Source organism: Pseudomonas sp. PS01303, assembly GCF_029959385.1.
In the GTDB taxonomy this organism is placed as follows: Bacteria; Pseudomonadota; Gammaproteobacteria; order Pseudomonadales; family Pseudomonadaceae; genus Aquipseudomonas; species Aquipseudomonas rustica.
Window position 1 is genome coordinate 12,504 of sequence record NZ_JASCPK010000052.1, and the last position, 22,791, is coordinate 35,294.

Here is a 22,791-nt window from a genome sequence, read left to right on the forward strand (position 1 = left end):
ACCTCTAAGGATTGAAATGCGCTGGACAACCCGCCCCGGCTGGCCCGGTAACCTGCTGGCCGTGGCGGCCGGTGCAATCACCACCTTCGCTCTGGCGCCTTTCAACATCTGGCCGCTGGCCTTGCTCGCAGTCGGCTTATTCTACGCCGGTCTGCGCGAGCTAAGCCCACGTCAGGCGCTGGGCCGTGGCTGGTGCTTCGGTTTCGGCCTGTTCGGCGCCGGCACCAGTTGGATCTATTACAGCATCCACCATTTCGGCGGCGCTTCGGTGCTGCTGGCCGGGTTCCTGATGCTGCTGTTTACCGCCGCGATTGCCTGGTTCTTCGCCCTGCCCGCCTGGATTTGGGCGCGCTGGTTGCGTCGCAACGAAGCACCGCTGGCCGACGCCCTCGCGTTTGCTGCGCTGTGGGTTGGTCAGGAAATGTTTCGTGGCTGGTTCCTGACTGGTTTCCCGTGGTTGTACTCGGGTTACAGCCAGCTCGACGGCCCGCTAGCGGGGCTCGCGCCGGTCGGTGGCATGTGGCTGGTGGGGTTCGTACTGGCACTGACCGCTGCGCTGATCTACAACGCGCCGCGTTTGCTGCAAAGCCGCCGCAAAGCTTTTGTCGTCGCCGGTCTGGTGCTGTTGGTCGGACCTTGGGTGGCGGGTTTCGCGCTTAAGGGTCACGCCTGGACGAGTCCGTCGGGCGCGCCTTTGAGCGTTGCTGCGATTCAGGGCAACGTCGCGCAAAGCATGAAATGGGATCCGGCCGAGCTCAACGCACAGTTGGCGTTGTACCGTGATCTGAGTTTCCGCTCGAAACCGGTGGATCTGCTGATCTGGCCGGAAACCGCTGTGCCGGTGCTCAAGGAATCTGCCGAAGGCTACCTGAGCATGATGGGCAACTTCGCCGCCGAGCGTAAATCCGCATTGATTACCGGCGTGCCGATCCGCGAGATGGTTCGTCACGAAAAACGCTTCTTCAACGGCATCACCGTGGTCGGCGAAGGCGATGGCACTTACCTGAAGCAGAAACTGGTGCCGTTCGGCGAGTACGTGCCATTGCAGGATGTCCTGCGTGGCTTGATCGCGTTCTTTGATTTGCCGATGTCTGACTTCGCCCGTGGCCCGGCCGATCAGGCGTTGCTGCAAGCCAAGGGTTATCAGATTGCGCCGTTCATCTGCTACGAAGTGGTGTACCCGGACTTCGCTGCCGGCCTGTCGGCGCGCAGTGATTTGCTGCTGACGATCAGCAACGACACCTGGTTCGGCACCTCGATCGGCCCGCTGCAGCATCTGCAGATGGCGCAGATGCGCGCACTGGAAGCGGGTCGCTGGATGATCCGCGCGACCAACAATGGCGTGACCGGTTTGATCAACCCGTTCGGGCAGATCACCGAGCAGATTCCGCAGTTTGAACAGGGTGTGCTGTACGGCGAAGTGGTGCCGATGCACAACCTGACGCCGTATCTGCAATACCGCTCGTGGCCGCTGATGATTTTGTGTTTGCTGCTGTTTGGCTGGGCACTGATGGCTAGCCGAATCTCAAAAACCCTTTAAAGCAAAAGATCGCAGCCTTCGGCAGCTCCTACAGGGGATTTGTATTCAACCCTCGTAGGAGCTGCCGCAGGCTGCGATCTTTTGATCTTCAGCGGTAAAACAGCGAATACCCCACCTGCCCCACCGCTTCATTCAGCAACTGCCCGCTCTGCCAGATCGATTTGAATTCCGGCAACCAGCCACCAAACGGTCTCGCGTTATCAGTGCCCAAAAAGCCCACCGGCGCCGGCACCACTTCAAATCCTGCCTGTTCAAAACTCCATACCGAGCGCGGCATGTGCCACGCCTGCGTCACCACGACCACGCGCTTGATCCCTTGCGGCAATAGAATGTCGGCGCTGAATTTGGCGTTCTCCCACGTCGTACGGCTTGCCCCTTCCTGCCAACGCACGGTCACGCCGAAGTCATCACGCAGCGAATCGGCCATCAACTTCGCCTCGGTCGGCGGCGTGCCGTAATGCAGGCCGCCTGAAGTCAAAATCGGCAAGCCTGACGCCTTGGCCAGGCGCGCCGCATAACGCTGACGTTCAAGCCCGACGCCGGTTGGCTGGTCTTCGCCCCAGGCCAGATCGCCACGCTCACGTCCGGAGCCCAACACCACAATCGCGTCAGCCCGTTGCGCCAGTGTCGCCCATTCCTCACGCGCAAGCGGCGGCTCACGCTCCAGCGCCTTGGCGCCCCATTGCACAACCACCGGCAGGCTCATCAGCCAGAACCCGCCAAAACCAATGGCAAAGCACAACCCAGCCAGTCGCGGTCGCGAGCGGCGCAGCCACCACGCAGCCAGCAACAGCAGCAAAAGAATGCCGGGCGGCAATAGAAGTTGTTTGATGAAATAGCGAAAGGGCATCGGGCATCTCCAAAGATGCCCGAAGCCTAAGAGTGTTAATAACGCGTTACAACCAGTAGGTGGGATCCCGTTGAAAAAGATCCGTTTCTTGACCTGCCATGCGCTTACTTGGCCTGCATAGCCCGTACTTTGACGGTGTCTCTGCCGGGCGCCTTGTCCTTGAGCCAGATGACCTTGGCCGAATGTGCTGCATCGAGCTGCTTCACTGCTTGTGACAGGCAGCCGTGCGTTTCACGCTCACTGCGATCCAGATAGGCCTTGACCAGTTTGAACTCAGCGGGGCTCAAGCCACGCAATTCCAGTTCCAGGGGGCGCTCGTCGCGCAGCCGGTCAGCGGTTTTTACTGCGTCCAGGGCCATACCCAGACGGTCGATCAACCTCTCGTACAACTCGGGTTTATTCACGTTTTTTTGCCGTTGCTCCACCATCCCTCACCTCATTGAAGATAAGACTCACTCCCCAGTTAGAGCTTAGCTTCGCTGCACAAACCGGCTGTACGCCGCGACCAACGGCCCCGACGCAAGTATTGCGGGACATGTAGCTGTAATCAGGGTTTCCCTAGGCCAAGCGCGGTCATGTATGCTACGGCGCTTCCTGTAATTCCACTTCCAGCTCGTCCGGGCCAACCCCGGAACCTGCGTTGAAGAGGATTAGGCCACCCCTATCCAGTACAAAAGTAGCCATGCACGAACAATATCAGCCCCGTGAAATTGAAGCCGCCGCCCAGTCGTTCTGGGATGAGCAAAAGTCCTTTGAAGTCAGTGAACAGCCAGGCAAGGAGACTTTCTACTGCCTGTCGATGTTCCCTTACCCCAGCGGCAAGCTACACATGGGGCACGTGCGCAACTACACCATCGGCGACGTGATCTCCCGCTACCAGCGCATGCTCGGCAAGAACGTTCTGCAACCGATGGGTTGGGACGCTTTCGGCATGCCGGCAGAAAACGCCGCAATGAAGAACAACGTAGCCCCGGCCAAGTGGACCTACGAAAACATCGCCTACATGAAAACCCAGCTGCGCAGCCTGGGTCTGGCGGTCGACTGGTCGCGCGAAGTCACCACCTGCAAGCCGGATTACTACCGTTGGGAACAATGGCTGTTCACTCGCCTGTTCGAAAAAGGTGTGATCTACCGTAAAAACGGCACCGTGAACTGGGATCCGATCGACCAGACCGTTCTCGCTAACGAACAGGTGATCGACGGTCGTGGCTGGCGTTCCGGCGCGCTGATCGAAAAGCGCGAAATCCCGATGTACTACTTCAAGATCACCGCCTACGCGGATGAGCTGCTGGAGAGCCTCGACGAACTGACTGGCTGGCCTGAACAGGTCAAGACCATGCAGCGCAACTGGATCGGCAAATCCCGCGGCATGGAAGTGCAGTTCCCGTACAACGTCGATTCGATCGGCGAAGCCGGCACCCTCAAAGTCTTCACTACCCGTCCGGACACCCTGATGGGCGCAACCTATGTCGCCGTGGCTGCCGAGCACCCACTGGCCACCCTGGCCGCGAAAAACAACCCTGAGCTGCAAGCGTTCATCGCTGAATGCAAGGGCGGCAGCGTCGCTGAAGCCGACGTCGCCACGCAAGAGAAGAAAGGCCTGCCGACCGGCCTGTTCGTCGAGCACCCGCTGACTGGCGAAAAACTGCCGGTGTGGGTCGCCAACTATGTGCTGATGCACTACGGCGACGGTGCTGTGATGGCGGTACCAGCGCACGACGAGCGCGATTTCGAATTCGCTCACAAGTACAACCTGCCGGTTAAATCGGTCGTGCGTACCAGCTCTGGCGACAGCAACCCTGCGCCGTGGCAAGACGCCTACGGCGAGCACGGCACACTGATCAACTCCGGCGAGTTCGACGGTCTGGACTTCGCTGGCGCGTTCGACGCCATGGAAGTCGCCCTGATCAAGAAAGAACTGGGCGCCTCGCGTACTCAGTTCCGCCTGCGCGACTGGGGCATCAGCCGTCAGCGCTACTGGGGCTGCCCGATCCCGATCATCCACTGCGATGCGTGCGGTGACGTGCCGGTGCCGGAAGATCAACTGCCTGTCGTTCTGCCGGAAGACGTGGTGCCGGACGGCGCTGGTTCGCCGCTGGCGCGCATGCCTGAGTTTTACGAATGCAGCTGCCCGAAATGCGGTCAGCCTGCCAAGCGTGAAACCGACACCATGGACACCTTCGTCGAGTCGTCGTGGTACTACGCCCGTTACGCCTCGCCGCACTTTGAAGGCGGTCTGGTGGAAAAATCCGCAGCTGATCACTGGCTGCCGGTCGATCAGTACATCGGCGGTATCGAACACGCGATTCTTCACCTGCTCTACGCGCGCTTCTTCCACAAGCTGATGCGCGATGAAGGTCTGGTGAGCTCCAACGAACCGTTCAAGAACCTGCTGACCCAAGGCATGGTGATCGCCGAAACCTACTATCGTCGCGAAGCCAACGGTGCTTACACCTGGTTCAACCCGGCGGACGTAGAACTCGAGCGTGACAGCAAAGCCAAGGTCATCAGCGCCAAGCTGAAATCCGACGGTCTGCCGGTGGAAATCGGTGGCACCGAGAAGATGGCCAAGTCGAAGAACAACGGCGTCGACCCTCAGTCGATGATCGATCAGTTCGGCGCCGACACCTGCCGCCTGTTCATGATGTTCGCCTCGCCGCCTGACATGAGCGCCGAATGGTCGGACTCCGGCGTCGAAGGTTCGCACCGTTTCCTCAAGCGCGTCTGGCGTCTGGCGCAAGCCCACGTTGGTCAGGGCTTGCCGGGCAAGCTCGACATCGCCAGCCTGAATGACGAGCAGAAAGCCGTTCGCCGTTCGATCCACGTGGCCATCAAGCAAGCCAGCCACGACGTCGGCCAGAACCACAAATTCAACACCGCCATCGCTCAGGTGATGACGCTGATGAACGTGCTGGAAAAAGCCGCACAAGGCACCGAACAGGATCGCGCTCTGGTTCACGAAGGTCTGGAAGCCGTAACGCTGTTGCTGGCACCGATCACCCCGCACATCAGCCACGAACTGTGGAATCAACTGGGTCACGCCGATGCAGTGATCGACGCCGGTTGGCCAGCCGTGGACGAAAGCGCGCTGGTGCAGGACAGCCTGACCCTGGTGATCCAGGTCAACGGCAAGCTGCGCGGCCAGATCGAAATGCCGGCCAGCGCCACCCGTGAAGAAGTTGAAGCGGCAGCCCGTGGCAACGAAAACGTTCTGCGTTTCGTCGACGGTCTGACTATTCGTAAAGTGATCGTTGTGCCGGGGAAACTGGTCAACATCGTCGCCAGCTAATTGGATCGGGCGTCAGGTTCGCCTGACGCCAAGTAAAACCTTTCGGGCCGCACGGTCGGCCCACCTGGTTTCAAGGGGAGCAACACAATGATCAAACGCAATCTGCTGGTGATGGGCCTCGCCGTTCTGTTGAGCGCCTGCGGTTTCCAGCTGCGCGGTACCGGCACCAATGAACTGGCGATCAAGGAGCTCGACCTGAGCGCCCGTAACGCTTACGGCGAAACCGTGACGCAACTGCGCCAGGTACTGGAATCCAGCGGCGTGAAAGTAGTTTCCGGCGCGCCGTACAAGCTGTTCCTGTCCAACGAGCAGGAAAACCAGCGCATCCTCAGCTACTCGGGTAACGGCACCACCGGCGAATATCAGGTGAGCACCGTGCTCAGCTACGACATTCTCGGCGCCAACAACCTGAACCTGCTGAGCGACAAGCTTGAAGTGCAGAAGGTGTTCATTCACGACGGCAACAACCTCGTCGGTTCCGATCAGGAAGCCAACGACGCCCGTCGCGAAACCCGTCGCGAACTGGTACAGCGCATGATGCTGCGTCTGCAACAGCTGACTCCGGCGCAACTGGATCAACTGCAGGCGACCGCCGATGCCCGCGCCAAGGCAGAAGCCCAGGCCCTGGAAGCGGCGCAGAAAGCTGAAGCGGAAACCCCGCGTCAGTCGCCGCTCGAAGTACCGCAGCAGTAAGATGTTCGGGGCGCTCAGGCGCCCCGTTCGACCTTTCTTATGAAGCTCGCCCCCGCCCAACTCGGTAAACACCTGCAAGGCGCCCTCGCGCCGATCTACATCATCAGCGGCGATGACCCGCTGCTGTGTCAGGAAGCCGCCGACGCCATCCGCCGTGCTGCCCGCGAGCAAGGTTTCGACGAACGCCAGGTCTTTGCCGCCGACGCCAATTTCGATTGGGGTACGTTGCTGCAGGCCGGTGCCAGCATGTCGTTGTTCGCGGAAAAACGCCTGCTGGAACTGCGTCTGCCCTCGGGCAAACCCGGTGACAAAGGCGCTGCCGCTTTCATCGAATATTGCTCGCGCCCCGCTGAAGACACGGTGCTGCTGATCAGCTTGCCCAAGCTCGATGGCAGCGCGCAGAAAACCAAGTGGGGCAAGGCGCTGGTTGAAGGCCAGCAGACCCAGTTCATTCAGATCTGGCCGGTGGATGCCAGTCAACTGCCGAGCTGGATTCGTCAGCGTCTGTCGCAGGCCGGGTTGTCGGCCAGTCAGGACGCGGTCGAATTGATTGCCGCGCGTGTCGAGGGCAACTTGCTCGCCGCCGCGCAGGAAATCGAAAAGCTCAAGCTGATGGCGGAAGGCGGACAGATCACCGTTGAAACCGTGCAGGCCGCTGTGGCCGACAGCGCACGGTTTGACGTATTCGGCCTGACCGACGCTGTGCTCAACGGCGAACCGGCGCATGCGCTGCGCATGCTCGAAGGCTTGCGCGGTGAAGGTGTCGAGCCGCCGGTGATTCTCTGGGCTCTGGCGCGGGAGTTGCGCCTGCTGGCCAATATCTCGCTGCAGTACAGCCAGGGCACGCCGCTGGACAAGTGCTTCAGTCAGGCGAAACCGCCGGTCTGGGACAAGCGCAAACCGCTGATGAGCAAAGCCTTGCAACGCTACACGGCGCAACGCTGGGCGCAGTTGTTGCTGGAAGCTCAGCGCATTGATGCGCAGATCAAGGGCCAGGCGGCGGGTTCGCCGTGGATGAGCTTGAGCCGGCTGGCGTTGTTGATGGCTGGGCAGCGTCTGACTCTGCCTGCCGAATAAGATCAAAAGATCGCAGCCTTCGGCAGCTCCTACACCGATCCTTGTAGGAGCTGCGGCACGCTGCGATCTTTTGCTCTTGTTTCCTACAATGCGCGCCCACATTTGCCCTATAGACAGACGCCCAACATCGGCAGATTATTTCCCCCGCACAACCCACCCCAATGAGAGAACCCTCATGAGCAAAAAGCCAGCAAAGCATGGCCCCAACAAGGCCAAATCCATCGTCGCCCAGCCCCTGTTCCGCAGTCGCCAGGAACGACCAACCAAGGGTAAAGGCAGCTACCGCCGCGAAGCCTTCCAGTCTGACAGCTGGGAGGCTTCTTACTTTCTGGCTGCTTAAAGCGCAGTACCCCCTGCTCATGTTAAGGTCTGCACTTGACTCGTTTCCCCTGGAACTGTGCATGCCCCTAAGTCTTTCCCATCGTTGGCCTGTTCGCCAATTGATCGCTGCCTCCAGCTTCATCCTGCTTGTCGCCTGCGCGGAAAAACCCACCGCCGCCGATGCGCAACCTCTTCAAGCTGCCCCTGTCGCCACGGCCCCAGCGATCATCCCGCCGGTAGTGCCGTCCGCCGACCCTCTCGATCTTCAGCCGACCCAGACCTTTGCCGAATGGCAAGCAGGCTTCCGTAAGGATGCCTTGGCCGCCGGCGTCAGCCCTGAGCTGTTTGATCGCGCATTTGCCAACGTCAGCTTCGACGCGAGCATCATCCGCGCTGACCGCAGCCAGCCGGAGTTCTCCCGCCCGGTGTGGGAATACCTCGATGGCGCGCTGTCGCCGCTGCGCGTACGCAAAGGTCAGGCGCTGATCAATCAGTACGCCGACATTCTGCAAAGCATCGAACAGCGTTACGGCGTCGACCGTCAGGCGCTGGTGTCGGTGTGGGGCATGGAAAGTAACTTCGGCCAGTTCCAGGGCACAAAGTCAGTGATCAATTCGCTGGCCACCCTCGCCTACGAAGGTCGCCGTCCTGGTTTTGCCCATGCGCAATTGATTGCCGCGCTGCAGATCCTGCAACAGGGCGATATCACGCCGGAGAAGATGCTTGGCTCCTGGGCTGGCGCGATGGGTCAGACCCAGTTCATTCCGACTACCTACAACACGCACGCCGTGGATTTTGACGGTGATGGTCGCCGCGACATCTGGGGCAGCCCGGCCGATGCGCTGGCCTCGACCGCGCACTACCTGCAAAGCTCCGGCTGGCAGCGGGGTCAGCCGTGGGGTTTCGAGGTGCAACTGCCGAGCGGTTTCAACTACACACTGGCTGACGGTGTGATGCGCAAAAGCGTTGCTGAATGGCGCCAACTGGGTGTGATTCTGCCGAATGGCGGTCAGGCTCCGGCGGGCTCCGAGCAACTGTCCGCCGCCCTGCTGCTGCCGGCCGGTTATCGTGGCCCGGCGTTCCTGGTGCTGGATAACTTCCGCGCGATCCTCAAATACAACAACTCTTCGTCGTATGCGTTGGCGGTCGGTTTGTTGTCTGAGCGCTTCAGTGGCGGTGGTCTGATTAACGGCACCTGGCCGAAAGATGACATGCCGCTCAGCCGCAGCGAGCGCATTGAACTGCAGAACCTGTTGAGCGCGCGCAACTTTGATGCGGGCACGGCGGACGGGATTATCGGCGCTAACACGCGTAAGGCGATCCGCAGTGCGCAGCAGTCGTTTGGCTGGCCGGCGGATGGGTATCCGACGCATAAGCTGCTTGAGAGCTTGCGTACCCAGTAGTGGCTCGGTTGTATGGCGACTGACGCCTTCGCGAGCAAGCCCGCTCCCACAGTTGATCGAGTTTCAGCATAAGAACACGGTCGAATGTGGGAGGGGGCTTGCTCCCGAAGACTGACTGTCAGGCGACTTATTTCTAAGCCTTGATCACCACATCCTGCTCCAGCATCAATTCCTTCTTCCCGGCATCCAGCCTTACCAGCGCGCCCATCGGCAGCGTCAGATTCGGATCACAATGCCCGCTGCGCCACCCCGACAACACCGGAATCCGTAACGGCTCGAACGTCTGCTTGAGCAAACGGTTCAACGCCTCGACATCCACCCCCGCGACATCCCCAACCAACACCCCACGCAACCTCGCCAGTTTCCCGGCCAGGCGCATCTGCGTCAGCAATCGATCGATGCGATACAGCGGCTCGTTGATGTCTTCGATCAGCAGAATCACCCCTTCGACATCAATTTCGTAAGGCGTGCCCAACGTCGCCGCGATCATCGCCAGATTGCCACCGAGCAAACGCCCATGGGCAACGCCGGGCTCAACGGTGGTCAACGGATATGCCACCGGATGGCTGAGCACACTCCCCGCTTTCAACTGACCGCGCAGCATGGCGAAGAATGACGTCACGGTCGGTGGTTCTTTGTCACCAAGCAGGTCAGCGTTGAGCAGCGGCCCGTGAAAGGTCACAAACCCGGCGTAACGACTGATCGCGAGGTGCAGCGCGGTGATGTCGCTGTAACCGACAAAGGGTTTGGCGTTACGGCTGAGCAGGTCGTAGTCGATCCGATCCAGCAGGCGCGGCGTACCGTAGCCGCCGCGCAGGCAAATGATTGCATCGACCTCGGCATCTGCGAACGCTGCGTGCAGATCGTTAAGCCGCACCTCATCGCTGCCAGCCAGATAGCCATCCTTTTCATAGACGCCGGGAAACACCTTCAACGCATAACCGCGAGCGCGCATCCACTGCACCGCCTTGTCGGTGTCCAGCGCACCCGGCCCGGCAGGCGCGATAACGCCGATCACGCCCTCTGACGGCAGCGCCGGCACGGGTTTATGCGGAAATAGGCTGTGGGTCGGTCGAACGGTCATCCATGGGGCTCCCAGTGTGAAGTCATGCGCACACAGTAGTCAGGAAAGCAGGCAAAAAAAAGCCCGCCGGACTTAAAGCCACGGCGGGCATTTTTTTCAGTGCTGAATCAGGAACCCATCAACTCAGCCTTGACCAGCTTCGCTTGCTCGTCGGCGTGATACGACGAACGTACCAGCGGGCCCGAGGCGACGTTTTTGAAGCCCATCTTGTAACCTTCTTCGGCGAACCAGGCGAAGGTGTCCGGGTGCACGAAACGCTGCACCGGCAGGTGGCTGCGCGACGGCTGCAGGTACTGGCCGAGGGTCAGCATGTCGATGTCGTGTTCGCGCATGCGCTTCATGACCTCGATGACTTCTTCGTCGGTCTCGCCCAGACCCAGCATCAGGCCGGATTTGGTCGGGATGTGCGGCATCATCTGCTTGAAGCGTTGCAGCAGGGTCAGCGACCACTGGTAATCCGAACCCGGACGCGCTGCCTTGTACAGGCGCGGCACGGTTTCCAGGTTGTGGTTGAACACATCCGGCGGCTCGGCGGCGGTGATTTCCAGCGCGACGTCCATGCGGCCACGATAATCCGGAACCAGAGTCTCGAGTTGCACGTTCGGCGACAGCTTGCGGATTTCGCGGATGCAGTCGGCAAAGTGCTGGGCACCGCCGTCACGCAGGTCGTCGCGGTCAACCGAGGTGATCACCACGTACTTGAGCTTGAGGTCGGCGATGGCGATGGCCAGGCTTTCCGGCTCGTTGACGTCCAGTGGCTTCGGACGACCGTGGCCGACGTCGCAGAACGGGCAGCGACGGGTGCAGATGTCGCCCATGATCATGAAGGTCGCGGTGCCGCCGGAGAAGCACTCACCCAGATTCGGGCAGGACGCTTCTTCGCAGACGCTGTGCAGCTTGTGTTTACGCAGCAGGCTCTTGATACGGTCGACTTCCGGCGAAACCGGGATGCGCACACGAATCCAGTCAGGCTTCTTCGGCAGTTCGGTGGTCGGAATGATCTTTACCGGGATGCGTGCAACCTTCTCGGCGCCGCGCAGCTTGACGCCCGCTTCTACCTTGGGACGCGGGGCCGGGCGCTCGGTCACGTCGAGCGTCGGGATCATGGTTTGCACTGCATCAGTAGTCATATCAGTCGATTCCGCCCGTCAGGGTCGTCTGCTCAGCATAGTCGAGGTGTTTGACGAGCTGCGCGCGCAGCCGGGCACTTACCTCGGCAAATTCAATCGATCCTGCGTGGTCGCTCAGCTGGGTCATCGCCAGCCCGGCATAGCCGCAGGGATTAATCCGTCGAAACGGTTCCAGGTTCATATCCACGTTCAGGGCCAGGCCATGAAAGGAACAACCGTGGCGAATCCGCAAACCCAGAGAAGCGATTTTCGCTCCGTCGACGTAGACGCCGGGAGCATCTGGCTTGGCCGCTGCGGTTACCCCGTAGCTGGCCAGCAGTTCGATCAGGCAAAGCTCCATGCGGCTGACCAGATCACGCACGCCAAAACCCAGCTTGCGTACATCCAGCAACAGGTAAGCCACCAATTGGCCGGGGCCATGATAAGTCACTTGCCCGCCGCGATCGACCTGCACCACCGGGATATCACCCGGCAGCAACAAGTGTTCGGCCTTGCCGGCCTGGCCCTGAGTGAACACCGGCGGGTGTTCGACGAGCCAGATTTCGTCGGCGGCATCACTGCCGCGTTCGTTGGTAAAGCGTTGCATGGCATGCCAGACCGGCTCGTAAGCCATCTGGCCGAGCTCACGAAAGCCCAGCGTGCCGGACATCACAGCACCATGTGCACGAAACCGGTTGCCCGCAGTTCGCTGTTGATGTTGTACAGCTGATCCTGATCGGTCGCCACGATGTGCAACTGGATGGTGGTGTATTTGCCGTTGGTGCTTTGACGCTCGTCGATGCGCTCATCATTGATGGTCGCGTGTTTTTTGACGATGTCGATGATCTTGTCTTTGTTGCCCACACCGGTATCGCTGATCACCTTAACGGGATAATCCGTTACAGGGAATTCGATCTTTGGCGCCTTTACTTCGGTATCGGTCATGGCGTAACGGCCTCTAGAGCGCAAGCCGTGTTAACGCGCATGGCCCCGCACCGGATCGGGGCGGGGCCATGCAGGTCAACACAAATCAGTTGAACAAGCCGAAGAAGAATAGACGGATGCTATCCCACATGCGGCGGAAGATACCACCCTCCTCGACGCCATCCAGAGCGATCAGGTCAGCGCTGTGCACGACCTTGTCTTCCAGTTTGACTTCGACTTTACCGATCACGTCGCCCTTGGCGATTGGCGCGATCAGTTGCGGGTTCATGGTCATGCTCGCAGCGAGCTTCTTCAGCTGGCCTTTTGGCAGGGTCATGGTCAGGTCTTCAGCCAGGCCGGCCTTGACTTGATTGGTGGTGCCTTTCCACACCGGGGCTTGAGCCAGTTCGGTGCCCTTCTGATAGAAGGTCTGGGTTTCGAAGAAGCGGAAACCGTAAGTCAGCAGCTTCTGGGTTTCAGCGGCGCGAGCCACTTCGCTGTTGGTGCCGAACACCACGGCGATCAGACGCTGGCCGTCACGTACAGCCGAGGACACCATGCAGTAGCCGGCTTCGTCGGTGTGACCGGTTTTCAGACCGTCAACGGTCTTGTCGCGCCACAGCAGCAGGTTGCGGTTAGGCTGCTTGATGCCGTTCCAGAAGAACTCTTTCTGCGAGTAGATCGCGTAATGAGCCGGGTCTTCGTGGATGATCGCGCGGGCCAGAATCGCCATGTCGTGAGCCGACGAGTAGTGCTCAGGGTTTGGCAGACCGGTCGGGTTCATGAAGTGGGTATTGGTCATGCCCAGATCGGTGACCGTCTTGTTCATCAGGTCGGCGAATGCATCTTCGCTGCCGGCGATGTGCTCGGACAACGCGACGCTGGCGTCGTTGCCGGACTGGATGATGATGCCGTGCAGCAGGTCGCTGACAGTCACCTGCGAGCCAACCTTGATGAACATCCGCGAACCGCCGGTGCGCCAGGCGTTTTCGCTGACGGTCACCGGATCGTTTTCACCGATCTGGCCGCGACGGATTTCCAGGGTCGCGATGTACGCGGTCATCAGTTTTGTCAGGCTGGCCGGTGGCAGACGCTGGTCACCATTGTTCTCTACCAGCACGTTGCCGCTGCTGGCGTCCATCAGAACGTAGGCTTTGGCGGCCAGTTGTGGTGGCGACGGCATCATCTCGGCCGCGAAGGCGGCTGGCGAGAGGAGCAGCGGGACTAGCAGACACAGGCGTTTGGCAAAGGTGGTGATGTTCATCCGTCTCTCGAAATCGCTAATGGAAACTGCCCTTGCGGACAAAATTTAATCAGATGGCTTTCTAACGGGCCATCGCGGGTTCAGTTGCTCACTCCAGTCACCCTTGCCGGGCTTTTGTTCTTCGACGAGCCAACAACCTGGTTCACCCCCCAATCGCTGGTGAACCGTCAATCAAGTTCTACGTTGCTACTTATTCAGTGACCACACTTGGCGAACCAAGGTTGGCCAGGCGCACGCTGTTCTGCACCTGGGCAATTTCACCCGGCGAGCCGATCGGCCCCAGACGTACCCGATGCAGGGTCTGCTGATTGCGCACGATCGAGCTGATAAACACCGGAGCGCTCACCATCCCGCTGAGCTTCGACCTCAGGAGTTCTGCAGCGTCCGGGTTGGCGAACGCGCCCACCTGCAGATACTGGCCAGTTGCTGTTGCAGAAGCGTTTTTTTTTGCACTCATCGGCACGGGGACGGTGTCGGAGGCATGTTGCTGCGGTGGCGGCGTCCATTGCTCGACGGTGCCGGCCGAGGCCGTGATCACCGGCGCGCTGTTCTGCGCGACCTGCGGCTCGTTGAGCATCAGCGGTGCCGGACGGCCCTTGGCGGCCCAGTATTGCTGCGGATCAATGCCTTCGACCTTGACGCGCGCAGTGCCGGTTTCGGCGTAACCGAGTTTTTTCGCGGCGGCGTAGGACAAGTCGATGATGCGATCGGAATAGAACGGCCCACGGTCATTGACCCGCAGAATCACCGTGCGGTTATTGTCCAGGTTGGTCACCCGAACGTAACTTGGCAGTGGCAATGTCTTGTGGGCGGCACTCATGCCGTACAGGTCGTAGACCTCGCCGTTGGCGGTGTTCTGACCGTGAAACTTGGTGCCGTACCAGGACGCCGTGCCAGACGCGACGTAGGTCTTGGATTCCTGCAACGGGAAGTAGGTTTTGCCCAGTACGGTGTACGGGTTGGCCTTGTACGGGCCGGTGTGCAGGGTCGGTGTGGCGTCGGGAATACGCGAGACATCGACGTCCCACCACGGTGCGCCGTCTTTGTGCGCACGGTTGATGTCCAGACCCGGCTGCGCACGCACAGCAGTGGATGAGGTTGTTTTCGGCGTCGGCGAACGGCTGGTCGTGCAACTGGCGACCAGTACTGCCAACGCAGCGAAGGCCACCAGCTTCAGGGGTTTATTGTTAGGCAATGCCTGCATTACTTGACGCCCCGTGCTTGTACCAGCTGTTCAGACAGTTGATGTACGGCCATGGCGTACATCACGCTGCGGTTATAACGCGTAATCGCGTAGAAATTCTTCAGGCCCATCCAGTACTCAGGGCCGTTCTCGCCTTCGAGGCGAAATGCAGTAACCGGCATATCATCGCGCAGCGCATCATGACTTGACCAGCCCAGCGCCCGCAACTCTCCGACCGTTTTTGTCGGCTCGATGCCGGTGGTCAGGCCTTCATCGACCTGCTCGCCCCGCACATCGGCGCGGCTGACCACGGGCTCACCCGCGACCCAGCCGTGACGTTTGAAATAGCTGGCAACGCTGCCGATCGCATCGTCCGGGTTGTTCCAGATATTGATGTGGCCGTCACCGTCAAAATCCACCGCGTAGGCGCGGAAGCTGCTCGGCATGAACTGCGGCAGACCCATCGCCCCGGCGTACGAGCCTTTGAGGGTCAATGGATCGACCTGTTCCTCACGCGCCAGCAGCAGGAATTCACGCAGTTCCTTACGGAAAAATTCGGCACGGGGAGGATAGTCGAAACCGAGCGTCGACAAGGCATCGATCACCCGGAAATTACCGGTATTACGTCCGAAAAAGGTCTCGACGCCGATGATCGACACGATGACTTGTGCCGGTACGCCGTATTCCTGCTCGGCACGGGCCAGCGTAGCCTCGTGCTGCCGCCAGAAGTCCACACCACGGGCGATGCGCGCGTCGGTGATGAACATCGGGCGATATTCTTTCCACTGTTTGACCCGTTCGGCAGGTCGGGAGATGGCGTCGAGAATCGACTGTTTGCGCTGCGCCTCGCGGAACACACCCATCAGTTGTTCACCGGCGAAACCATAATCGCGGGTCATTTCACCGACGAACTCGGCCACCTGAGGTGAGCCTTCGTATTCGCCGGCCAGCGCTTCCTGCACGCTCCCAAGGAGGCCAACCAGGCCAACCCACGGCGCGCATCGAGTCGCCCAGCCACGCATTACTTGCATTGAACTCTTCACCTTATTCAAACCTGTGCGATCCACTTGCGATGGGTATGGATCGACATCAAAACCCCAAACGCTGACAGCAGCGTCACCAGCGAAGTTCCTCCGTAGCTAATGAACGGCAACGGCACCCCTACAACCGGCAACAGGCCACTGACCATACCGATGTTGACGAAAACGTAAACAAAAAACGTCATGGTCAACGAACCGGCAAGCAATTTACCGAACAGCGTTTGCGCCTGAGCGGTGATCACCAGCCCCCGGCCAATCAGCAATAAATAGATCAGCAACAACGCGCAGATGCCCACCAGGCCGAACTCTTCGCCCAGTACGGCAATGATGAAGTCGGTGTGGCTTTCCGGCAGAAAATCCAAGTGCGACTGGGTGCCGAGCAGCCAGCCTTTGCCGAACACGCCACCGGAACCGATCGCCGCTTTCGACTGAATGATGTTCCAGCCGGTGCCTAACGGATCGCTTTCCGGATCGAGGAACGTCAGGATCCGTTGCTTCTGGTAGTCGTGCATGATGAAAAACCACATCGCCACCGACACCGGAATCGCCGCCGCCAGCACACTGAGAATCCAGCGCCAGCGCAAGCCACCCATGAACAATACGAAAGCGCCGCCAGCAAGAATCAGCAGCGAAGTACCCAAGTCAGGCTGGCGGACGATCAGCACAAACGGCACACCGATCAGCATCAAACTGATACCGACGTGCTTGAGTTGCGGCGGCAACGTGCGTTTGGACAGATACCAGGCGATGGTCGCCGGCATCAGGATCTTCATGAATTCCGAGGGCTGGAAGCGGATCACCCCGGGAATGTTGATCCAGCGCGTCGCACCCATGGCGTTGTGGCCCATGATGTCCACGACCATCAGCAGCACCACCCCGACCACATAACCGAGCGGCACCCAACGCGCCATGAACCTAGGTTCGAGCTGGGCGATGACGATCATCGACACCAAGCCGATACCGAACGACGTGGCTTGTTTGGCCAGCAGATCCCAGCTCTTGCCACTCGCTGAATACAGCACGAACAGGCTGCCGGCGGCGAGGATCAGCAACAGAATCAACAACGGGCCATCGATGTGTAGACGTTGCAGCAACGTCGCACGACGACGCATCACATCCTCGCTAGAGAGCATGCGATCAAAATTATTCATCACGGGCCGTAGCCTCCGCACTGATTGGGCTGGCGTATTCGGCCTTCAATCGACCTTCGGGATCGAGCAGCCAGGCGTCCATGACCTGACGCACCACGGGCGCGGCAACGCCGGAACCGGACTCACCGTTCTCGACCATCACCGAAACAACGATTCGCGGATCGTCAGCCGGGGCGAAACCGACGAACAAGGCGTGGTCGCGGTGGCGCTCCTGAACCTTGGAGCGGTCGTATTTTTCACCCTGCTTGATCGCCACAACTTGCGCGGTACCGGACTTGCCGGCAATGCGGTATTGCGCACCGATTGCGGCTTTACGCGCAGTCCCCCGCGCGCCATGCATCACTTGCTGCATGCCGTGGTTGACCTTGTTCCAGTCCGACGGATCGCGCAGAACAATGTCCGGCATCGGGTTCTCGTCCACTGGTTTCTGCCCTTCGAGGGATTTGGCCAGGTGCGGACGGTTCCAGATGCCTTTGTTGGCAACCAGCGCGGTGGCTTGCGCCAGTTGCAGCGGGGTCGATTGCATGTAGCCCTGGCCGATCCCGAGGATCAGGGTTTCGCCCGGGAACCAGGCCTGCTTGCGCGTCGCTCGTTTCCATTCGCGCGATGGCATCAGGCCGGGGGATTCTTCGAACATGTCCAGCGAGACCTTCTGGCCAATGCCGAACTTGTTCATGTAAGCCGACAACCGATCGATGCCGAGCTTGTGCGCCAGGTCATAGAAGTAGGTGTCGTTGGAACGCATGATCGCCGTGTCGAGGTCGACGAAGCCGTCACCGGTGCGGTTCCAGTTACGGTATTTGTGATCGTAGTTGGGCAGCATGTAGTAGCCCGGATCGAACACTCGGCTCGACGCCGTAATCACACCGGAATCGAGACCGGCAATCGCCACCGCTGGCTTGATCGTCGAGCCCGGCGGGTACAGACCACGCAGTACGCGGTTGAACAGCGGCCGGTCGATGGAATCGCGCAACTCGGCGTAAGCCTTGAAGCTGATGCCGGTGACGAACAGGTTCGGGTCGAAGCTCGGCTGACTGACCATCGCCAGCACTTCGCCGGTCTTCGGATCGAGCGCCACCACCGCGCCACGACGACCGCCCAGTGCAGCTTCGGCGGCTTCCTGCAATTTGATGTCCAGGCTCAGAACGATGTCTTTGCCGGGAATCGGATCGGTACGCTTGAGCACGCGCAACACGCGGCCACGGGCGTTGGTTTCCACTTCTTCGTAACCGACCTGACCGTGCAATTCCGGCTCGTAGAAACGCTCGATGCCGGTTTTGCCGATGTGGTGGGTGCCGCTGTAGTTGACCGGATCGAGGCTCTTCAGCTCTTTCTCGTTGATCCGCCCCATGTAACCCACCGAGTGCGCAAAATGCGCGCCCTGCGGGTAGTGACGGACCAATTGCGCCACCACTTCGACGCCGGGCAGACGGAACTGATTCACCGCGATGCGGGCGATCTGTTCTTCGCTCAGCTCGAACAGAATCGGCACTGGCTCGAACGGCCGGCGCCCCTGACGCATGCGCTTCTCGAAAATCACCCGGTCTTCCGGCGTCAGCTCAAGCACTTCGACGATGACGTCGAGCACCTGCTGCCAGTCGCCGGAACGCTCGCGGGTCATGCTCAGGCTGAAGCTCGGACGGTTGTCCGCCACCACCACGCCGTTGCGGTCGAAAATCAACCCGCGCGTAGGCGGAATCGGCTGCACATGGACGCGGTTGTTTTCCGAGAGCGTCGAGTGATAGTCGTACTGGATCACCTGCAAGTAATACAGCCGCGCGATCAACACGCCAATCAACAGCACAATCGCCACGGCCCCGAACACGACGCGGCTACGCACCAGGCGTGCGTCCTTTTCGTGGTCCTTGATGCGGATCGGCTGAGACATGAGGGCAGGATTACTTGTGGTAAGGGTGACCGGACAGCACGGTCCAGGCACGGTACAACTGTTCGCCGATCAGAATCCGCACCAGCGGGTGCGGCAACGTCAGCGGCGACAACGACCAGCGTTGATCAGCGCGGGCACAGACTTCCGGCGCCAGCCCTTCCGGGCCACCGACCATGAAATTGACCGTGCGCGAATCCAGCCGCCAACGATCGAGTTCAACCGCAAGCTGCTCGGTGCTCCAGGGCTTGCCATGGACTTCGAGGGTCACAATTCGCTCATTCGGCCCGACCTTGGCCAGCATGGCTTCGCCTTCCTGACGGATGAAGCGGGCCACGTCGGCATTCTTGCCACGGGTGTTGAGCGGAATTTCCACCAGTTCCAGCGCCAGCTCGGAAGGAAGACGCTTGGCATATTCATGCCAGCCTTCTTCCACCCATTTAGGCATGCGTGAACCGACGGCGATCAGGCGCAGTCGCACAGCAATCCCTTACAGCTGGTCTTTGTTGAGCTTGGTGAAATGCTCGTGGGTGTTTTCCGGGCTGTGGTGCTTGGCATCGGCCGCACGGCTTTGTTCGGCGCCGGCCCACAGACGCTCCAGGTCGTAGAACTGACGCGCCGAGGCGGTCATCATGTGCACGATCACGTCGTCCATATCCAGCAGAACCCAGTCGCTGTCGCCCTTGCCTTCTTCACCCAATGGCTTGACGCCCTGGGCTTTGACCGCTTCGCGAACCTTGTCCAGCATCGCGCCGATCTGGCGGTTGGAGGTACCGGTGGCGATGATCATGAAGTCGGTGATGCTCTGCTTGTCGCGAACATCCAGGATCTGGATGTCTTGCGCCTTGACGTCTTCAAGGGCAGCGACAGCGACTTTGACCAGCTCTTCGCCAGCCAGCTCTGGGCCGGTTTTTACTTCGACCGGCAGCGGTGCGCTCTTGAACGTGCCTTTGCGCTTAACTTTGCTTACGTCTTTGTCAGTCATATAAAACTCGTTTTGCTCGTGTATTCGGCGGCTTGGGGACACGGTGATTCGTATCAGTGAAGCACGCCTTGTTCAGTTCGACGCACGGTATAGACCGTGCGCATCGATGTAGGCCAGGACCGCGTCGGGCACCAGGAAACGTACCGACTTACCGCTGGCCAGCAGTTGACGGATCTGGGTGGCGGAAACCGCGAGCGGTGTCTGCCAGACGAATGCAATCTGTCCGCTCGGCCCTTTCAGGGCCAGCGGGTCGCTCACCGAACGCGCTGCCAGCAGGTTGCGCAAGGCATCCGGCGGTTCGCTGTCGGCGTCCGGGCGCTGTAGCACCAGGATGTGGCAATGCTGGAGCAACTCTTCCCAGCGATGCCAAGTGGGCAGGCCGCAAAATGCGTCCCAGCCCAAAAGCAGAAAAACCTGGGTCTCGGCGGGCATTTCGGCGCGCATCAACTCCAGGGTATCAATAGTCCAGGACGGCTTGTCCCGCTGTAACTCACGGGCGTCCACCACCAGTGGCGGCACGCCGGCCACTGCGCATTCAACCATCGCCAGCCGATCCTGCGCCGACACCTGCGGCATGCCGCGATGCGGTGGCCGCGCGTTCGGCATCAAGCGCAACTCGTCGAGCGCCAGCGCTTCGGCGACTTCCAGCCCACCGCGCAAATGGCCGATGTGCACCGGGTCGAACGTGCCGCCCAGAACGCCAATGCGTTGAGGTCGAACGTCGCTGCCGGCGGGCACCGTGGTCAGGTCGAGGTCGGTCAAGTCAGACCGTCGCCTGGCCGCGCAACTGGCCATCACCGACCACGATGTACTTCTCGCAGGTCAGTCCTTCGAGGCCCACCGGGCCGCGGGCGTGCAGCTTATCAGTAGAAATGCCGATCTCGGCACCCAATCCGTATTCAAATCCATCGGCGAAGCACGTCGGGGTGTTGATCATCACCGACGCCGAGTCGACTTCCGCCACAAACCGGCGGGTGTCGGCGAGGTTTTCGCTGACGATCGAGTCGGTGTGATGCGAGCCGTAATGGTTGATGTGTTCAATTGCCTGATCCAGCCCGTCGACCACGCGGATCGACAAAATCGGCGCCAGATATTCAGTGTTCCAGTCTTCTTCGCTGGCCGCGACCGCTTCGATGATTGCCCGGGTGCGCTCGCAGCCACGCAGCTCGACGCCTTTTTCGCGGAACTGGGTGGCCATCGCTGGCAGGAAATCCTTCGCAACAGTTTGATCGACCAGCAACGTCTCCATCGCACCGCAAATACCGTAACGATAAGTCTTGGCATTGAAGGCGATGCGCTGGGCTTTCGCCAGATCGGCGTGGGCACTGACGTAAACGTGGCAGATGCCGTCCAGATGCTTGATCACCGGCACACGGGCATCGCGGCTGATGCGTTCGATCAGGCCACGGCCACCGCGCGGCACGATAACGTCGACGTACTCGGGCATGGTGATCATCGCGCCAACGGCGGCACGGTCGGTGGTTTCGACCACTTGCACCACGGCGGCGGGCAGTTCGGCCTCGGCCAGTCCGCGCTGAATGCACGCGGCAATCGCCCGGTTGGAGTGAATCGCTTCGGAGCCACCACGCAGAATCGTCGCGTTGCCGGACTTCAGGCACAGACTGGCGGCATCAATGGTCACGTTCGGCCGGGACTCGTAGATGATCCCGATCACGCCCAGCGGCACGCGCATCTTGCCGACTTGAATGCCCGACGGGCGAAAACTCATGTCACGGATCGCGCCGACCGGATCCGGCAGCGCTGCCACCTGACGCAGACCGACGATCATGCCGTCGATGCGCGCCGGGGTCAGTTCCAGACGTTCCAGCAGTGCCGGTTCCAGACCATTGGCGCGACCGGCGGCCAGATCCTGCTCATTGGCTGCAGCAAGCTCGGCGCGAGCGGCGTCCAAGGCATTGGCAGCAGCCTGCAGGGCGCGGTTTTTCTGCGCGGTGCTGGCACGGCCGATGACCCGGGAAGCTTCGCGGGCGGCGCGACCCAATCGGGTCATGTAGTCAAGAACGGACTCAGTCATGGTCTGCTGGGGTCTTGGCAAAGAGGAAAGCGGCAGATTATAGCTGCCACGTCCCGGGACTAACAGCGGTGACAGGCGGATGGTCGAAATGGACTGCAATTTGCCGACGTTCAGCCGTAATTAAGCATTGAATTGTTATCATCACGACCTCATCAGCCCGGATAAACATCGCTTGCCATGTCCAACCTGACTGTTCGCGCCAGCGCCGAGCGCCAGCCTGCGGGGCTTGCCGACGCTTTTTTCGACCGTGACGCACAAGTTCTCGCCAAGGATCTGCTCGGCAAAGTCATTCGCCATCGCGTGGGCGGTCTTTGGCTGAGCGCGCGGATCATCGAAACCGAAGCCTATTACTGCGCGGAAAAAGGCAGCCATGCCTCGCTCGGCTACACGGAAAAGCGTAAGGCTTTGTTTCTGGATGGCGGACACATCTATATGTATTACGCCCGTGGCGGTGATTCGCTGAACTTCAGCGCGCAAGGGCCGGGCAATGCGGTGCTGATCAAATCGGCCTATCCGTGGGTCGATGAAGTCAGCGGGCCGGCGAGTCTGGCGCAGATGCTGCTGAACAATCCTGACGCTCAAGGGCGTGCGCGACCGTCGCAGAAACTCTGTGCCGGGCAGACTTTGCTGTGCAAGGCGCTGGGGTTGAAGGTGCCGATGTGGGACGCCAAGCGTTTCGATCATGAATTGATTCTGGTCGAAGACACCGGCCCGGCGCCCTCGCAGATTATTCAAACCACGCGACTGGGCATCCCCCATGGCCGTGACGAACACCTGATGTACCGCTTTGTCGACGCCGCTTATGCGCAATGGTGCACGCGGAACCCGCTGCGCCGCGGTCAGGTCGAAGGCCGGGATTATTTTTTGCTGTAAACACAACCCCCTGTAGGAGCTGCCGAAGGCTGCGATCTTTTGATCTTGTTTCAAGGATCAGGATCAAAAGATCGCAGCCTTCGGC

At 60.3% G+C, this 22,791-nt stretch carries 22 protein-coding genes; 7 read left to right on the plus strand and 15 right to left on the minus strand.

Annotation, left to right across the window (positions count from 1 at the left end; translation table 11 throughout):
* The first annotated feature begins 16 nt into the window (after positions 1 to 16).
* Positions 17 to 1,540 carry an apolipoprotein N-acyltransferase gene (gene lnt / locus QMX93_RS15860; RefSeq protein ID WP_212545748.1) on the plus strand — a complete coding sequence of 508 codons (1,524 nt, stop codon included), beginning with the start codon at positions 17 to 19 and terminating at the stop codon, positions 1,538 to 1,540.
* Between the two features lie 88 nt (positions 1,541 to 1,628).
* Here the strand turns inward: lnt and QMX93_RS15865 are convergent, their stop codons facing one another.
* Positions 1,629 to 2,390 carry a YdcF family protein gene (locus QMX93_RS15865; protein ID WP_282356957.1) on the minus strand — a complete coding sequence of 254 codons (762 nt, stop codon included), beginning with the start codon at positions 2,388 to 2,390 and terminating at the stop codon, positions 1,629 to 1,631.
* A 104-nt stretch (positions 2,391 to 2,494) separates the two neighbouring features.
* Positions 2,495 to 2,818 (minus strand): hypothetical protein, encoded by a 324-nt coding sequence (locus QMX93_RS15870; RefSeq protein WP_053124151.1) that lies wholly within the window; start codon positions 2,816 to 2,818, stop codon positions 2,495 to 2,497.
* A 254-nt stretch (positions 2,819 to 3,072) separates the two neighbouring features.
* Here QMX93_RS15870 and leuS point away from each other — a divergent pair, with 254 nt between their 5' ends.
* The 5 genes from leuS to QMX93_RS15895 all read left to right on the plus strand — a co-directional run bounded on the left by leuS (position 3,073) and on the right by QMX93_RS15895 (position 9,173).
* Positions 3,073 to 5,679 carry a leucine--tRNA ligase gene (gene leuS / locus QMX93_RS15875; RefSeq protein ID WP_159814955.1) on the plus strand — a complete coding sequence of 869 codons (2,607 nt, stop codon included), beginning with the start codon at positions 3,073 to 3,075 and terminating at the stop codon, positions 5,677 to 5,679.
* A gap of 87 nt (positions 5,680 to 5,766) precedes the next feature.
* Complete coding sequence (gene lptE / locus QMX93_RS15880) at positions 5,767 to 6,372, plus strand: LPS assembly lipoprotein LptE (protein WP_053124154.1); 606 nt, start codon at positions 5,767 to 5,769, stop codon at positions 6,370 to 6,372.
* 39 nt (positions 6,373 to 6,411) lie between these two features.
* Positions 6,412 to 7,449, plus strand: coding sequence for a DNA polymerase III subunit delta (gene holA / locus QMX93_RS15885; protein WP_282356962.1), 1,038 nt, complete (start codon positions 6,412 to 6,414; stop codon positions 7,447 to 7,449).
* Positions 7,450 to 7,624: 175 nt separating this feature from the next.
* Positions 7,625 to 7,789: an alternative ribosome rescue factor ArfA gene (gene arfA / locus QMX93_RS15890; protein ID WP_053124158.1), complete on the plus strand. Its 165-nt coding sequence runs from the start codon at positions 7,625 to 7,627 to the stop codon at positions 7,787 to 7,789.
* Between the two features lie 61 nt (positions 7,790 to 7,850).
* Complete coding sequence (locus tag QMX93_RS15895; RefSeq protein ID WP_282356966.1) at positions 7,851 to 9,173, plus strand: lytic murein transglycosylase; 1,323 nt, start codon at positions 7,851 to 7,853, stop codon at positions 9,171 to 9,173.
* A gap of 133 nt (positions 9,174 to 9,306) precedes the next feature.
* Here the strand turns inward: QMX93_RS15895 and QMX93_RS15900 are convergent, their stop codons facing one another.
* The 13 genes from QMX93_RS15900 to QMX93_RS15960 form a co-directional block, all read right to left on the minus strand.
* Positions 9,307 to 10,257 (minus strand): LD-carboxypeptidase, encoded by a 951-nt coding sequence (locus QMX93_RS15900; protein ID WP_282356968.1) that lies wholly within the window; start codon positions 10,255 to 10,257, stop codon positions 9,307 to 9,309.
* Between the two features lie 107 nt (positions 10,258 to 10,364).
* Complete coding sequence (gene lipA, locus QMX93_RS15905; RefSeq protein ID WP_161806657.1) at positions 10,365 to 11,363, minus strand: lipoyl synthase; 999 nt, start codon at positions 11,361 to 11,363, stop codon at positions 10,365 to 10,367.
* Between the two features lie 25 nt (positions 11,364 to 11,388).
* Positions 11,389 to 12,036: a lipoyl(octanoyl) transferase LipB gene (lipB, locus tag QMX93_RS15910; protein WP_038361904.1), complete on the minus strand. Its 648-nt coding sequence runs from the start codon at positions 12,034 to 12,036 to the stop codon at positions 11,389 to 11,391.
* The gene (locus tag QMX93_RS15915; RefSeq protein WP_039761816.1) at positions 12,036 to 12,311 is read right to left on the minus strand and encodes a DUF493 domain-containing protein; all 276 of its coding nucleotides are present in this window, start codon (positions 12,309 to 12,311) and stop codon (positions 12,036 to 12,038) included. The genes lipB and QMX93_RS15915 overlap by 1 nt, the downstream gene beginning before the upstream one ends.
* Positions 12,312 to 12,396: 85 nt before the next feature.
* Positions 12,397 to 13,554, minus strand: a complete 1,158-nt coding sequence (locus QMX93_RS15920; RefSeq protein WP_053124166.1) for a D-alanyl-D-alanine carboxypeptidase family protein — start codon at positions 13,552 to 13,554, stop codon at positions 12,397 to 12,399.
* Positions 13,555 to 13,744: 190 nt separating this feature from the next.
* Positions 13,745 to 14,758: a septal ring lytic transglycosylase RlpA family protein gene (locus QMX93_RS15925; protein ID WP_159814959.1), complete on the minus strand. Its 1,014-nt coding sequence runs from the start codon at positions 14,756 to 14,758 to the stop codon at positions 13,745 to 13,747.
* Complete coding sequence (mltB, locus tag QMX93_RS15930) at positions 14,758 to 15,768, minus strand: lytic murein transglycosylase B (protein ID WP_053124170.1); 1,011 nt, start codon at positions 15,766 to 15,768, stop codon at positions 14,758 to 14,760. Before mltB ends, QMX93_RS15925 begins: the two co-directional genes overlap by 1 nt.
* A gap of 17 nt (positions 15,769 to 15,785) precedes the next feature.
* Positions 15,786 to 16,889 carry a rod shape-determining protein RodA gene (gene rodA, locus QMX93_RS15935; RefSeq protein ID WP_053124173.1) on the minus strand — a complete coding sequence of 368 codons (1,104 nt, stop codon included), beginning with the start codon at positions 16,887 to 16,889 and terminating at the stop codon, positions 15,786 to 15,788.
* Positions 16,890 to 16,920: 31 nt separating this feature from the next.
* Complete coding sequence (mrdA, locus tag QMX93_RS15940; RefSeq protein WP_053124174.1) at positions 16,921 to 18,816, minus strand: penicillin-binding protein 2; 1,896 nt, start codon at positions 18,814 to 18,816, stop codon at positions 16,921 to 16,923.
* Positions 18,817 to 18,826: 10 nt separating this feature from the next.
* The gene (gene rlmH / locus QMX93_RS15945; RefSeq protein WP_003185785.1) at positions 18,827 to 19,294 is read right to left on the minus strand and encodes a 23S rRNA (pseudouridine(1915)-N(3))-methyltransferase RlmH; all 468 of its coding nucleotides are present in this window, start codon (positions 19,292 to 19,294) and stop codon (positions 18,827 to 18,829) included.
* 9 nt (positions 19,295 to 19,303) lie between these two features.
* Complete coding sequence (rsfS, locus tag QMX93_RS15950; RefSeq protein ID WP_053124176.1) at positions 19,304 to 19,798, minus strand: ribosome silencing factor; 495 nt, start codon at positions 19,796 to 19,798, stop codon at positions 19,304 to 19,306.
* Between the two features lie 72 nt (positions 19,799 to 19,870).
* Positions 19,871 to 20,593: a nicotinate-nucleotide adenylyltransferase gene (nadD, locus tag QMX93_RS15955; protein ID WP_159814960.1), complete on the minus strand. Its 723-nt coding sequence runs from the start codon at positions 20,591 to 20,593 to the stop codon at positions 19,871 to 19,873.
* Positions 20,562 to 21,833: a glutamate-5-semialdehyde dehydrogenase gene (locus QMX93_RS15960; protein ID WP_282356977.1), complete on the minus strand. Its 1,272-nt coding sequence runs from the start codon at positions 21,831 to 21,833 to the stop codon at positions 20,562 to 20,564. Before QMX93_RS15960 ends, nadD begins: the two co-directional genes overlap by 32 nt.
* 177 nt (positions 21,834 to 22,010) lie before the next feature.
* Here QMX93_RS15960 and QMX93_RS15965 point away from each other — a divergent pair, with 177 nt between their 5' ends.
* Positions 22,011 to 22,706: a DNA-3-methyladenine glycosylase gene (locus QMX93_RS15965; protein WP_282356979.1), complete on the plus strand. Its 696-nt coding sequence runs from the start codon at positions 22,011 to 22,013 to the stop codon at positions 22,704 to 22,706.
* Positions 22,707 to 22,791 lie beyond the last annotated feature (85 nt).

What these genes read in the sequence shown, in the direction of transcription:
- lnt (WP_212545748.1), top strand. Translation starts at nt 17, where the DNA reads ATGCGCTGGACAACCCGCCCCGGCTGGCCCGGTAACCTGCTGGCCGTG.
- QMX93_RS15865 (WP_282356957.1), bottom strand. Translation starts at nt 2,390, where the DNA reads ATGCCCTTTCGCTATTTCATCAAACAACTTCTATTGCCGCCCGGCATT.
- QMX93_RS15870 (WP_053124151.1), bottom strand. Translation starts at nt 2,818, where the DNA reads ATGGTGGAGCAACGGCAAAAAAACGTGAATAAACCCGAGTTGTACGAG.
- leuS (WP_159814955.1), top strand. Translation starts at nt 3,073, where the DNA reads ATGCACGAACAATATCAGCCCCGTGAAATTGAAGCCGCCGCCCAGTCG.
- lptE (WP_053124154.1), top strand. Translation starts at nt 5,767, where the DNA reads ATGATCAAACGCAATCTGCTGGTGATGGGCCTCGCCGTTCTGTTGAGC.
- holA (WP_282356962.1), top strand. Translation starts at nt 6,412, where the DNA reads ATGAAGCTCGCCCCCGCCCAACTCGGTAAACACCTGCAAGGCGCCCTC.
- arfA (WP_053124158.1), top strand. Translation starts at nt 7,625, where the DNA reads ATGAGCAAAAAGCCAGCAAAGCATGGCCCCAACAAGGCCAAATCCATC.
- QMX93_RS15895 (WP_282356966.1), top strand. Translation starts at nt 7,851, where the DNA reads ATGCCCCTAAGTCTTTCCCATCGTTGGCCTGTTCGCCAATTGATCGCT.
- QMX93_RS15900 (WP_282356968.1), bottom strand. Translation starts at nt 10,257, where the DNA reads ATGACCGTTCGACCGACCCACAGCCTATTTCCGCATAAACCCGTGCCG.
- lipA (WP_161806657.1), bottom strand. Translation starts at nt 11,363, where the DNA reads ATGATCCCGACGCTCGACGTGACCGAGCGCCCGGCCCCGCGTCCCAAG.
- lipB (WP_038361904.1), bottom strand. Translation starts at nt 12,036, where the DNA reads ATGTCCGGCACGCTGGGCTTTCGTGAGCTCGGCCAGATGGCTTACGAG.
- QMX93_RS15915 (WP_039761816.1), bottom strand. Translation starts at nt 12,311, where the DNA reads ATGACCGATACCGAAGTAAAGGCGCCAAAGATCGAATTCCCTGTAACG.
- QMX93_RS15920 (WP_053124166.1), bottom strand. Translation starts at nt 13,554, where the DNA reads ATGAACATCACCACCTTTGCCAAACGCCTGTGTCTGCTAGTCCCGCTG.
- QMX93_RS15925 (WP_159814959.1), bottom strand. Translation starts at nt 14,758, where the DNA reads ATGCAGGCATTGCCTAACAATAAACCCCTGAAGCTGGTGGCCTTCGCT.
- mltB (WP_053124170.1), bottom strand. Translation starts at nt 15,768, where the DNA reads ATGCAAGTAATGCGTGGCTGGGCGACTCGATGCGCGCCGTGGGTTGGC.
- rodA (WP_053124173.1), bottom strand. Translation starts at nt 16,889, where the DNA reads ATGCGTCGTCGTGCGACGTTGCTGCAACGTCTACACATCGATGGCCCG.
- mrdA (WP_053124174.1), bottom strand. Translation starts at nt 18,816, where the DNA reads ATGTCTCAGCCGATCCGCATCAAGGACCACGAAAAGGACGCACGCCTG.
- rsfS (WP_053124176.1), bottom strand. Translation starts at nt 19,798, where the DNA reads ATGACTGACAAAGACGTAAGCAAAGTTAAGCGCAAAGGCACGTTCAAG.
- nadD (WP_159814960.1), bottom strand. Translation starts at nt 20,593, where the DNA reads ATGGCCAGTTGCGCGGCCAGGCGACGGTCTGACTTGACCGACCTCGAC.
- QMX93_RS15960 (WP_282356977.1), bottom strand. Translation starts at nt 21,833, where the DNA reads ATGACTGAGTCCGTTCTTGACTACATGACCCGATTGGGTCGCGCCGCC.
- QMX93_RS15965 (WP_282356979.1), top strand. Translation starts at nt 22,011, where the DNA reads ATGTCCAACCTGACTGTTCGCGCCAGCGCCGAGCGCCAGCCTGCGGGG.